This window comes from Escherichia sp. E4736 (assembly GCF_005781225.1).
Taxonomy (GTDB): Bacteria; Pseudomonadota; Gammaproteobacteria; order Enterobacterales; family Enterobacteriaceae; genus Escherichia.
On the sequence record NZ_VATT01000027.1, the window covers coordinates 67501 to 80130 of the forward strand.

General features: G+C 52.1%; 11 protein-coding genes. 5 read left to right on the top strand and 6 right to left on the bottom strand.

The features are described from left to right. Nucleotides 1-205: 205 nt before the first annotated feature. From cysG to tsgA, 5 genes are all read right to left on the bottom strand, one after another. Nucleotides 206-1579 (bottom strand): siroheme synthase CysG, encoded by a 1374-nt coding sequence (cysG, locus tag FEK46_RS16900; RefSeq protein ID WP_130208939.1) that lies wholly within the window; start codon nucleotides 1577-1579, stop codon nucleotides 206-208. An 18-nt stretch (nucleotides 1580-1597) separates the two neighbouring features. Next, nucleotides 1598-2404, bottom strand: a complete 807-nt coding sequence (gene nirC / locus FEK46_RS16905) for a nitrite transporter NirC (RefSeq protein WP_130208937.1) — start codon at nucleotides 2402-2404, stop codon at nucleotides 1598-1600. Nucleotides 2405-2530: 126 nt separating this feature from the next. Beyond that, complete coding sequence (nirD, locus tag FEK46_RS16910) at nucleotides 2531-2857, bottom strand: nitrite reductase small subunit NirD (RefSeq protein ID WP_000084764.1); 327 nt, start codon at nucleotides 2855-2857, stop codon at nucleotides 2531-2533. Continuing rightward, the gene (gene nirB / locus FEK46_RS16915) at nucleotides 2854-5397 is read right to left on the bottom strand and encodes an NADPH-nitrite reductase large subunit (RefSeq protein WP_000049213.1); all 2544 of its coding nucleotides are present in this window, start codon (nucleotides 5395-5397) and stop codon (nucleotides 2854-2856) included. Before nirB ends, nirD begins: the two co-directional genes overlap by 4 nt. Nucleotides 5398-5658: 261 nt before the next feature. Continuing rightward, complete coding sequence (gene tsgA, locus FEK46_RS16920; protein WP_130208935.1) at nucleotides 5659-6840, bottom strand: MFS transporter TsgA; 1182 nt, start codon at nucleotides 6838-6840, stop codon at nucleotides 5659-5661. A gap of 264 nt (nucleotides 6841-7104) precedes the next feature. Between tsgA and ppiA the strand changes: the two genes are divergently transcribed. From ppiA to argD, 5 genes are all read left to right on the top strand, one after another. Then, entirely contained in the window at nucleotides 7105-7677 is a 573-nt protein-coding gene (gene ppiA / locus FEK46_RS16925) for a peptidylprolyl isomerase A (protein ID WP_064527557.1), read from the top strand. A gap of 104 nt (nucleotides 7678-7781) precedes the next feature. Next, the gene (locus tag FEK46_RS16930; protein ID WP_000736860.1) at nucleotides 7782-7949 is read left to right on the top strand and encodes a YhfG family protein; all 168 of its coding nucleotides are present in this window, start codon (nucleotides 7782-7784) and stop codon (nucleotides 7947-7949) included. Continuing rightward, nucleotides 7939-8541 carry a putative adenosine monophosphate-protein transferase Fic gene (locus FEK46_RS16935; protein WP_131161827.1) on the top strand — a complete coding sequence of 201 codons (603 nt, stop codon included), beginning with the start codon at nucleotides 7939-7941 and terminating at the stop codon, nucleotides 8539-8541. The genes FEK46_RS16930 and FEK46_RS16935 overlap by 11 nt, the downstream gene beginning before the upstream one ends. A 31-nt stretch (nucleotides 8542-8572) precedes the next feature. After that, nucleotides 8573-9136, top strand: a complete 564-nt coding sequence (gene pabA, locus FEK46_RS16940) for an aminodeoxychorismate synthase component 2 (RefSeq protein WP_135408026.1) — start codon at nucleotides 8573-8575, stop codon at nucleotides 9134-9136. Between the two features lie 85 nt (nucleotides 9137-9221). Continuing rightward, entirely contained in the window at nucleotides 9222-10442 is a 1221-nt protein-coding gene (gene argD, locus FEK46_RS16945; protein ID WP_135560259.1) for a bifunctional acetylornithine/succinyldiaminopimelate transaminase, read from the top strand. Between the two features lie 56 nt (nucleotides 10443-10498). Here argD and FEK46_RS16950 read toward each other — a convergent pair whose 3' ends face one another. Further along, nucleotides 10499-12589, bottom strand: coding sequence for a YccS/YhfK family putative transporter (locus FEK46_RS16950; RefSeq protein ID WP_130209200.1), 2091 nt, complete (start codon nucleotides 12587-12589; stop codon nucleotides 10499-10501). Nucleotides 12590-12630: the final 41 nt, after the last annotated feature.

Below are 12630 nucleotides of genomic sequence, written 5' to 3' on the forward strand. Positions count from 1 at the left end.
TGTGCTGCGTCTGCGTTCGCTCACCCCTGTCACTTACTCATGTAAGCTCCTGGGGATTCACTCGCTTGTCGCCTTCCTGCAGCTCGAATTATTTAGAGTATAGTTAAAAGTTTGTTTTATGTATGCTGAAAATAAACATTAATATAAGTATGTTTGTAAATAAAAAAAGGCCAGAAATATCCGGCCTTAGTTAATTTTTTTTAAATTAATGGTTAGAGAACCAATTTAATTTATTGCGCAGGCCAACGACCCGACCAATAATAATTAATGATGGGCTGTTCATTTGTTGAGCCAGTTCACCTAGCTGCGCGAGCGTACCGTCAATCACGCGCTGCGTGACTGCCGTGCCGTTTTCAACAATCGCCACTGGCATTTCACCAGGCATTCCGTGTTCAATCAGTTTTTGCTGAATGGTCGCGGCCTGATTCAGCCCCATATAGAACACCAGCGTCTGTTTTTCTGCCGCCAGATTTTCCCAGTCCAGCTCGCCACCGGTTTTTAAGTGTCCGGTAATTAAGCGTACGCTCTGAGCATAATCGCGATGCGTAAGTGGAATACCCGAATAGGCAGAGCAACCAGAAGCTGCGGTAATACCCGGAACCACCGAGAACGGAATACCCGCGTTGCACAGTGTTTCCAGCTCTTCGCCACCACGGCCGAAAATAAACGGATCGCCGCCTTTCAGACGCACTACGCGTTTGCCTTTTTGCGCTTCCCGCAGCAGGATCTGGTTAATCTCTTCCTGCGGTACGCAGTGATATCCCGCGCGTTTACCGACGAAGACACGATCCGCATCTCGACGTACCAGATTCATAATATCGTCAGAAACCAGACGGTCGTAGACCACCACATCAGCCTGCTGAATTTGTTGCAGACCTTTCAGCGTCAGCAGCCCGGCATCGCCCGGACCTGCGCCAACCAGCACCACTTCACCACGATGATCGAGTGGTTCGTTGATTAACTGTTCGGTGGTTTCAGTAATGGCTTTCTGATCGTTGTTTGCCAGCGACTGCGCCAGGCGGTCGTTAACGAACAATTTTTCCCAGAAACGGCGACGTTCACCCATCGTGGCGAACTGTTGTTTGACCCGACCGCGTAACTGCCCGGCATATTTCGCTACCTGGCCCAGATGCAACGGCAGCAATGATTCAAGTTTTTCGCGCAACAGTCGCGCCAGAACCGGAGAAGTACCGCCAGAGGAAACCGCCACCATTAGCGGTGAGCGGTCAATAATCGACGGCATAATAAAGCTGGCGGCTTTCGGCGCATCGACCACGTTACAGAAGATACGACGAGATTCAGCGGCTTCGCTGACACGCTGGTTAAGCGCGTCATCATCCGTCGCTGCAATCGCCAGCCAGCAGGTGTCGAGAAGGCTTTCATCAAATGGCCCTTCGACGAGGGTTAACATGCCTGCATCTGCCCATGCGGTGAACTGTGGAATAAACGCTAATGCATTCACCGTTAAGCGAGCGCCTGCGTCTAACAGCAACCTTGCTTTGCGTTCCGCGACATCACCACCGCCGACAATCAGACAGTCGCGATCGCGTAATTGGCAAAATATAGGCAAATGATCCACGTAAAAACCCCTTAGTAATTAACCGGCAGCCGTTTCAGTTTGATTAAATTTGTCCGCAATCGGACGATTCGCTTTCGGCGTAGCATACCAATAACCCAATCCCATGAATACGGCGCCCGATAAAGTATTACCCAGCGTCACCCACAGCAGGTTATGACCGATACCCGCCAGCGTGTAGGCCTCGCTGTGGTTGCCGAACCAGGAGAGCGCGAACAGCGTCATGTTAGCGATGGAGTGCTCATAGCCGGACGCGATAAATGCCAGCAGACACCACCAGATAGCGATAAATTTCGCCGCCCCTTCAGTGCGCAGCGCCATCCAGATTGCCAGGCAAACCAGCCAGTTACACAATGCACCTTTGAAGAACAGTACCATTGCCGGTGCGGTAGTTTTAGCCAGCGCGACGGAGTGAACGATGCTGGTATCTACCGGCAGCAGGCTACCGCCACCCCAGCTATAGAGCATGGCAACAAAGACGGAACCGACCAGATTACCCAGCCAGGTTTGCGGCAGGATTGCCCACATTTGCCCGTGGCTGATGGTGCCCGCTTTCACCCCAAAGGTGAGGAACATGGTGTGTCCGGTGAACAGTTCAGAACCGGCGATAATCACCAGCGTTAAGGCGATACCAAAAGTCGCGCCCATCACCAGAGGACGTATGGACGGATCGAGCAAATTACCGAGTGTGAAAATCAGGATGATCCCAAGACCCACATACGCGCCCGCCATGGCGGAGCTGACCCAAAAGCCGAGCGGGTTATTTGCCGACAGGCGAGCAATGCGCGCAGCGTTAGCCGCACACTTATTAATAGTGTCTGTAAACATTTGATTATCCTTTAAAAAATAAAAACAAAAAATAAAGCAAAAAGTTTAAAAAATGTCCTGCAATATACCGAAGGTCATTACAGGACAATGCAAAAAGGGGAGGCATTGCGCCTCCCGTTAAAACAATTAACCGCGTAACTGCACCACGCCGTCTTTCACACGAGCTTCGTAATGCTTGACGGAAAACTGCTCGTCTTCCATGCACAAGCCGTCGCTTAAGCGAAAACGCTGTTTTTTCAGCGGGCTGGCGACCCACAGCTCGCCCTGGTGTTCCGCAATCAGCCCGCGTGACAGCACGCTGGATTCGAAGAACGGATCAATGTTGCTGATCGCAAACACCTGATCGCTGTGATACGGGCGGAAAATCGCGACCTGCTCGTCACCTAACAGCGCGCAGACGCCGGTTTCAGGCAGGATGTCATCGATTTTGCAGATGTCTTTCCACTGGCTCATGCGTTGTCCTCCACCAGAGTTACCGGGATACGTTCATACGGCGTTGCCGGACGGTGCTGTTCGCGCTCTGGCACCATCTGCACGTTCGGGTCACGCTTGTCGCTGTTGATGAAGTGTTTGAAGCGAGTCTGCGCAGACGGCGTGTTGACCGTTTCAGTCCACTCACACACTACCGCTTCACGCAGGCGCGCCATCTCTTCTTCCAGATGTGCGTTCAGGCCCAGTTTGTCGTCAATGATCACCGCTTTCAGGTAATCAATGCCGCCTTCGAGGTTTTCTAACCACGGTGCGGTACGCGTCAGTTTGTCGGCGGTACGGATGTAGAACATCATGAAGCGGTCGAGGTATTTGATCAGCGTTTCGCGATCGATATCCGCCGCCAGCAGATCCGCATGACGCGGTTTCATGCCGCCGTTACCGCAAACGTATAGGTTCCAGCCTTTTTCAGTGGCGATAATACCCACGTCTTTACCCTGAGCTTCTGAACATTCACGGGTACAGCCGGAGACACCGAACTTCATTTTGTGCGGCGTACGGATGCCTTTGTAGCGGTTTTCCAGTTCCACGCCGAGGCCGACGCTGTCGCCAACGCCGTAGCGGCACCAGGTGCTACCCACGCAGGTTTTCGCCATACGCAGTGCTTTCGCATAGGCATGACCGGTTTCGAAGCCTGCTTCAATCAGCTGACGCCAGATCTCCGGCAGATCGTCTTTTTGTGCGCCAAACATCGCCAGGCGCTGGGAGCCGGTGATTTTGGTGTAGAGATTAAATTCACGCGCGATACGACCCACTGCCATCAGCCCTTCCGGGGTGATTTCACCGCCCGGAGAACGCGGGATCACCGAGTAGGTGCCGTCTTTCTGGATGTTAGCGAGGAAGTTGTCGTTAGAATCCTGCAGCGGAGTATGTTCCGGCTTCAGAATGTATTCGTTCCAGCAGGAGGCCAGCAGCGAACCGACGGTCGGTTTACAAACTTCACAACCGTAGCCTTTGCCGTGTTTCGCCAGCAGTTCTTCGAAGGTTTTAATGCCTTCAACGCGGATCAAATGGAACAGTTCCTGACGCGAATAAGCAAAGTGTTCGCACAGGTTGTTGTTAACTTCGATGCCCTGTTTCGCCAGTTCCGCGTTCAGTACCTGAGTGACCAGCGGGATACAGCCACCGCAGCCAGTACCCGCTTTGGTTTCGGCTTTCAGCGCCGCAACGGTGTGGCAGCCTTTGTTGATGGCAGCAATCAGATCGCCTTTGGTGACGTCGAAGCAGGAGCAGATTTGCGCGCTGTCCGGCAGTTTATCAACACCGATAGACGGCTTACCGCTACCAGAGTGCGCTGGCAGGATCAGGGAATCCGGGTTTTCCGGCAGCTCGATAGCGTTCAGCACCAGTTGCAGCAGGTTACCGTAGTCGCTGGTATCGCCCACCAGTACCGCGCCGAGCAGGGTTTTGTTGTCTTCGCTGACAATCAGGCGTTTGTAGATCTCTTTGCTTTCGTCGAGGTAAACGTAGCTACGTGCGCCAGGCGTGCGACCGTGTGCATCACCAATACCGCCTACGTCTACGCCCAGCAGTTTCAGCTTGGCGCTAAGGTCAGCACCTTCAAAGGCGTTTTCGCTGCCAAGAATGTGGTCAACGGCGACCTGCGCCATTTTGTAGCCAGGTGCTACCAGACCAAATACACGGTTGTTCCAGCTTGCGCATTCACCGATGGCGTAGATATCCGGATCGGAAGTCTGGCAGGAATCATTAATGACGATACCCCCACGCGGAGCTACGTCCAGACCACACTGGGTTGCCAGTTTATCGCGCGGACGGATACCGGTAGAGAAGACGATAAAGTCGACTTCCAGCTCGCTGCCGTCGGCAAAACGCATAGTTTTACGCGCTTCAACCCCTTCCTGCACAATCTCAAGGGTGTTTTTGCTGGTGTGAACGCGCACGCCCATGCTTTCGATTTTGCGACGCAGCTGTTCGCCGCCCATCTGATCAAGCTGTTCCGCCATCAGCATAGGGGCAAATTCAATAACGTGGGTTTCAATACCTAAATTTTTCAGCGCTCCAGCGGCTTCCAGACCTAACAGGCCGCCACCAACAACGGCACCGCGCTTGCTGCGACGGGCGCAGGATTCAATGGCGTTGAGGTCTTCAATGGTGCGATAGACAAAGCAGTCCTGAGTATCAGAACCTTTGATTGGCGGGATCCACGGGTAGGAACCGGTCGCCATGATCAGCTTGTCATAAAAAACGGTACGCCCGGCGCTGGAGTGGATCACCTTCTCCTGACGGTTAATGGTGATAGCGCGTTCGCCGACCAGAACTTTGATGCCGTGTTTCTCGTAGAAGCCTTCGCGCACCAGCGACAGCTCTTCGGCGGTGTGGTGAGAGAAGTAAGACGAGAGGTGTACGCGGTCATAAGCGATGCGCGGTTCTTCACAGAAAACGGTAATATCAAAGTTGGCCGCATCAGATTTATCAAGAAGATCTTCGATAAAGCGATGGCCGACCATACCGTTACCGATAATTGCGAGTCTGACTTTGCTCATTTTTGCCTCGATTTCTTTTTTATTACCGCCTACCTTAACGATTCAGCAACCCCGCTTATTGATGTAAATCAAATTCACCTTTATATACTCCTTAAGTGGTATATTGCTGATTTGTATAAATTTTCTTAAGTCACGGAATTGTCTGATATTTCATGTTTGTGTAAAAAACACACAAAATGAAAGGTTTTATAGAGATGAAGGCACGTTGCGGGGGAAGAGAAGAAAAGGCCGGACGACGATAGCGCCGCCCGGCATGAGCAATTAATGAGAGGTCAGGGTGTTGTGCTGACGGTGACGGCTGACAAAACCTAACAGGAAGCACATCACGAATACCACAGCGTACAGACCGTTTGCAGTGAGCAGTGCTGCCTGTGGACCGCTATGTTCAACAATCGGTCCGGTAACCACAAAGGTCAACATGGTGCCGATGGTCCCGCAGGTCAGGACAAAGTTAACCAGTTTTGGCGATGGTACTTTGGTCTGCTGTGAACCCAGGGTGATGATGGTGGTATAGATCGCGCTGGAGAAGAAGCCCAGGGCGAGAATTGACCACGCCATGTGTGCCGGTGTTCCGGTGTTAAAGACATACATCAGAATCGCAGCCAGACCAGCCAGTACGGTCAGAATGCGTTGCAGATCAAAGAAGCGAAGAATAAAGCTGAATGCCCACATGCCAACCATGTACGACATCCAGAAGTTGCTTACCAGCGTACCTGCATCGTTCAGGCTCATGCCCAAACCTTTGGCATACTCCGGCACCCAGGAGATAAAACCTAACTGACCGAGGATGTAGCACAGTGCCGCAATGGAGAGAAACAGCACGCCGATCCCCCATTTTTCTTTCGCTACCGGAGCGTCAGTTTTTGGCGCATGTTTACCCAGTGCCGGGAACTCACAGCCGAAGGTCAGAATAAAGATAGCGACGTACACCAGCCCGATGCAGGCATAAACCCAGTACCACTCAATGCTGCGTGCCAGCAGATACGCGGCAATCATCGGGAAAATCATCCCGGCCATGCTGAAGAAGGAGTCGGTAAATAACAGGCGGGAACCGCGCTGACGCCCTTCATACATTTGCGTTATCAGGAACGTACCAATCGACATGGTGATGCCGCTAACCACCCCGAGAATGAACATCGCCGCCGAGAACAGCGCCAGGCTGTGGCTGAACATCAAACCGGCAACCGCCAGCACCATCAGGAGAAAGCCAAAACGTAACTGCGTTTTCAACGGGACGATTTCCATCAGCCAGGCGTTGAGGAAGATAGAGATTAAAATGCCGGCATTGAGGAAGGTGAAGGTATTACTCATACTGGAAACAGGCAGATTGAAATAATCGGCGATGTTTCCCATCACCATCCCGGTGACAATAACCAACGCACCGGTCAGTGCGTAGGAGAGAAAGCTAATCCATGTGAGCTTGATGCGATTGCTGTTAGTCATGATTGGCCTGCGTTAAAAGATAAAATGGCATAGTGGATATGCTGCGAGCGGGCGATTTTAGGTGATTTTGTGATCTGATTAAATATTTAATTGCAAACGGTTGCTAATTTGCAATATTTAAAGTGATTCTCATCACGAAATATACGTGATCATCAGGTTACATATATTTCAAGTGCGTAAAATTAGGTAAAGGAATGGCCTTGTCATTGAAGGCTATTTAGAATCTCTCCACTTGCTTTTTTTCTGCTCTGTTAAGGAAATCTCATGTTCAAATCGACCCTGGCAGCTGTTGTAGCTGTTTTCGCTCTTTCTGCTCTCTCACCTGAAGCAATGGCAGCGAAAGGGGATCCGCACGTATTGTTAACAACCTCTGCTGGTAATATCGAACTGGAACTGGATAGCCAGAAAGCGCCAGTATCAGTGCAAAATTTCGTCGATTATGTGAACAGCGGCTTTTATAACAACACCACTTTTCACCGGGTGATCCCGGGCTTTATGATTCAGGGTGGTGGATTTACCGAGCAGATGCAGCAGAAAAAACCGAATCCGCCGATCAAAAATGAGGCTGATAACGGTCTGCGTAACACCCGTGGCACCATCGCGATGGCGCGTACCGCCGACAAAGACAGCGCCACCAGCCAGTTCTTTATCAACGTTGCCGATAACGCCTTCCTCGACCACGGTCAACGTGATTTCGGTTACGCGGTATTTGGCAAAGTGGTGAAAGGCATGGATGTTGCTGACAAGATTTCCCAGGTCCCAACCCATGATGTTGGCCCGTACCAGAATGTGCCGTCAAAACCGGTAGTTATCCTTTCCGCTAAAGTCCTGCCGTAAGGATTTCTCGCGCGGGTAATCTTGCCCGCGCCTCTGCTCTCCCGGCGTAACCTGGATTTGCCGCTTATACTTGTGGCAAACGGACACGTTCAGGGAGGCATCAAGTGAAGAAACTCACCGATAAGCAAAAGTCCCGTCTCTGGGAGCTTCAGCGTAATCGTAATTTCCAGGCCAGCCGCCGCCTTGAAGGCGTCGAGATGCCATTAGTCACTCTTACTGCCGCAGAGGCTTTAGCACGCCTTGAAGAGCTGAGGAGGCACTATGAGCGATAAATTCGGCGAAGGGCGCGATCCGTATCTTTATCCTGGCCTTGATATCATGCGTAATCGGTTGAATATCCGCCAGCAGCAGCGGCTGGAACAGGCTGCTTACGAAATGACGGCGCTGCGTGCTGCGGCCATTGAGCTTGGTCCGCTGGTGCGCGGTTTACCGCATTTGCGCGCTATTCATCGCCAGCTTTATCAGGATATTTTCGACTGGGCGGGGCAACTACGCGAAGTCGATATTTATCAGGGCGATACGCCGTTCTGCCACTTTGCCTATATCGAAAAAGAGGGCAATGCCCTGATGCAGGATCTGGAGGAAGAAGGTTATCTGGTTGGCCTGGAGAAAGCGAAGTTCGTCGAGCGGCTGGCGCACTACTATTGTGAAATCAACGTCCTGCATCCATTCCGTGCGGGAAGCGGTCTGGCGCAGCGGATCTTCTTCGAACAACTGGCGATTCATGCCGGATATCAACTGAACTGGCAAGGTATTGGTGAAGAGGCCTGGAATCAGGCGAATCAGAGTGGGGCAATGGGTGATCTTACCGCGCTGCAGATGATATTTAGCAAAGTGGTAAGCGAAGCCGGGGAATCTGAGTAAAATAGCGCGGTTCTTTCGTACCGGAGCCGCCATGATCCTGCTTATTGATAACTACGATTCTTTTACCTGGAACCTCTACCAGTACTTTTGTGAACTGGGGGCCGATGTGCTGGTTAAGCGCAACGATGCGTTGACGTTGGCAGATATCGACGCCCTTAAACCACAAAAAATTGTCATATCACCCGGCCCCTGTACGCCAGATGAAGCCGGGATCTCCCTTGACGTTATTCGTCACTATGCCGGGCGCTTGCCGATCCTTGGCGTCTGCCTCGGTCATCAGGCGATGGCACAGGCTTTTGGTGGCAAAGTTGTGCGCGCCGCAAAGGTCATGCACGGCAAAACCTCGCCGATTACACATAACGGTGAGGGCGTATTCCTGGGGCTAGCGAATCCACTCACTGTGACGCGCTACCATTCGCTGGTGGTGGAACCTGACTCATTACCAGCGTGCTTTGACGTGACGGCCTGGAGCGAAACCGGGGAGATTATGGGGATTCGCCATCGCCAGTGGGATCTGGAAGGTGTGCAGTTCCATCCAGAAAGTATTCTTAGCGAACAAGGACATCAACTGCTGGCTAATTTCCTGCATCGCTGATTTCTGATTGCTATCAAGTGATTTTTTATGCATATTTTGTGATTATAATTTCACATTGATTTATGCGTAACAGGGTGATCATGAGATGGCAATTGAACAAATAGCAATTACACGCGCGACTTTCGATGAAGTGATTCTGCCGATTTATGCTCCGGCAGAGTTTATTCCGGTAAAAGGTCAGGGCAGCCGAGTCTGGGATCAGCAAGGCAAGGAGTATGTCGATTTCGCGGGTGGGATTGCGGTAACGGCGTTAGGCCATTGCCATCCGGCGCTGGTGGAAGCGTTAAAAACCCAGGGGGAAACCCTGTGGCATATCAGCAACGTTTTCACCAATGAACCGGCGCTGCGTCTTGGGCGTAAACTGATTGAGGCGACGTTTGCCGAACGCGTGGTGTTTATGAACTCCGGTACGGAAGCCAACGAAACCGCTTTTAAACTGGCGCGTCACTACGCCTGCGTGCGTCATAGTCCGTTCAAAACCAAAATCATCGCCTTCCATAACGCCTTTCATGGTCGCTCGTTGTTTACCGTTTCTGTGGGCGGGCAGCCAAAATATTCCGACGGCTTTGGGCCGAAACCGGCAGATATTATCCACGTGCCTTTTAATGATCTTCACGCAGTGAAAGCGGTGATGGATGACCATACCTGCGCGGTGGTGGTTGAGCCTATTCAGGGTGAGGGCGGCGTGACGGCGGCGACGCCAGCGTTTTTGCAGGGCTTGCGTGAGTTGTGCGATCAGCATCATGCATTGCTGGTGTTTGATGAAGTGCAGTGTGGAATGGGGCGGACTGGCGATTTGTTTGCCTATATGCACTACGGCGTGACGCCAGATATTTTGACCTCTGCGAAAGCCCTGGGCGGCGGCTTCCCGATTAGCGCCATGCTGACCACGGCGGAGATTGCTTCAGCGTTTCATCCTGGTTCTCACGGTTCCACCTATGGCGGTAATCCACTGGCCTGTGCAGTCGCGGGTGCGGCATTTGATATCATCAATACCCCTGAAGTGCTGGAAGGCATTCAGGCGAAACGCCAGCGTTTTGTTGACCATTTGCAGAAGATCGATCAGCAGTTTGATGTGTTTAGCGATATTCGCGGCATGGGGTTGTTGATTGGCGCGGAGCTGAAACCTCAGTACAAAGGTCAGGCGCGTGATTTTCTTTATGCGGGTGCCGAGGCTGGCGTAATGGTGCTGAACGCTGGGCCGGATGTGATGCGTTTTGCGCCGTCGCTGGTGGTGGTGGATGCGGATATCGATGAAGGGATGCAACGTTTCGCCCACGCGGTGGCGAAGGTGGTCGGGGCGTAAATAAGACGCGTCATCGTCGCATCAGGCAAAAGATGTCGCTTCTGGCAATGAATTGATTACGCCTTCGAATCCCGCAACTTGCGACTCAACCAAATCCCGTGATGCGGTCGCTGACGCCATGCCATCGACGATATGGTGTGCATGGTGTTCAGATGGCCAATAACCCGTTGTAAATGCTGTTCCAGGGTACCAGCCGCGCCTTCGTGCGGCAGCATCTCTGGCGCGTCTATGATATTGGCGTCACCAGACCCGCCCGGCTCGTCATATTCCAGCCGCTGTTGACAGCGTTGAATAGCGATTTCACAAGACTGCAAATACTCTTGCGCCAGCTCCTGTGGTAATGTCCGGTGTTCTCGTGCCAGCGTGGTCATGGCATTAATATGTTCAACAATAAACTGACTATGTGTTACCCACAGTTTCATGTCAGCCAGATAATGGCTGTTAAATGCGGGTTCCTGCATCGCCTGATTTAATGAGTTATACAGAGTGTTATGTGCCTGATTAACCCGCATTCGCTGCCAGGCCAGTGGTGTTGGTTGCGGATCTTTACTCAGGATCAGACGAATCGCTTCCTGGTAGGTTTCTAAAGCATCATGGGCGTTCTTACGCAATAACCCGCTCTGCCACTGCGGCCACAGCCATACCGTGCCACCGAAGGCAATCAAACAACCAATAATGGTATCGATAAGACGCGGAATGATGTATTGCTCGCCGTTCAGCCACAACAGTTGCAGGGTATACACCGCAGTAATGGTAAAGCCGACCGTTGCCCAGCCGTAGTTTTTGCGCAATATCAGGTAGCTGGCGAGGGTGGTAAACAGCATCAGCGTCAGGGTGTAACCTTCGGGAATTTTAAAGTGCAGCGCCACGCCCGCAATGATTAACCCGACCACGGTTCCCACGGAGCGATTCACAATCCTCAGACGGGTCGCGCCGTAACCATTTTGTGTCACCAGCAACACCGTCATCAGGATCCAGTACGACTTCGGCAGATGCAGCGCGGTGCCCATCAGGCTGGCGACGCTCAACATCACACTGAGTCGCCCGGCATTGCGCAGTGCCGGAGATTTCAATGAAAGATAACTTTTTAATGCCGGAAGTAATGGCATTCGCCGCTGTTTATCCGCCAGCAGATCGCGGGCATAGAGTGGTTTCTGGGTACGCAGCACACGAGCGATGCGGCTGAAGTGCCAGTAGCAGAATTGCCCCACGGGGTTATCCGGGTGTTGGCGGGCGATTTTCTCCAGTGCACCAATTTGCTTCTCCATCGTAAAACGCGTCGGCAGGCGATGGTAAAGAATGTCATCAGCCAGCACGCGCAGGCGAGCAGCGATGGTTTGCGCATTCCAGCGGATAACTTCCTCCGCATGGCTACGCTCGACCAACTTTTGCACCTCTTCAGGTTGATGCAAACTGACCGAAATATGTTCCTGTAAATCCAGAGCTTCCTGGAAAATGCGCAACATCCGCTTGTAGTCAGTATTATTTTGCGCGGAAAGCATGTGCATTTGCTGATAGCACTGGGTAATTAAATCGACCGCTTTTTGCTGGCGTACCAGTAGTGGCGGGAGCGCTTTTTCGGGATCGGTGTGCTGAGTGAGCAGACTGTATTTGATTTCACAGTAATCAGCCAGTTCACGGTAGAGCAGACTAAGTGATTCGCGTAGGGGTTGTTCGCGCCAGATCCAGAACCAAAACCAGTTAAACAGCCCGTACCAGAGTGTGCCTAACGCATAAATGAGCAATGGCTCCCATACCGGCATATATCCCGCCAGACTGAGGGTGAAAATGGCAGCCAGCAGCGATGCAGGAAGCAATTTTGCGTGTAATGGCCCAAGCTCGGCAGTGACGCCAAGTACCAGCGTTAACCCAGTCAGCAGAAAGGGTAGGGGGATATCTTTTTCCAACAGCAGCTGTGTCAGTAAGCTACAGGTAGCAAACAGCGACGCGCCAATAATCAAGCGTTTGAAAAAACGTTTATGGGGGGTATCAAGCCCCGCAATGTTGCAACAGGCAGGGACGAGTGAAAACAGCAGGCCGAGTCTTAATTCGCCAAACAACAGACCAACGGCCACGGGCAAACATAGCACCAGTGTTTGTCGTAGTGCATAGTTGATATCAGGATGATAAATCAGTCTGCGCCACATCGGTTTAAACAAAATGGCGCGCTACCAGGTAACGCGCCACT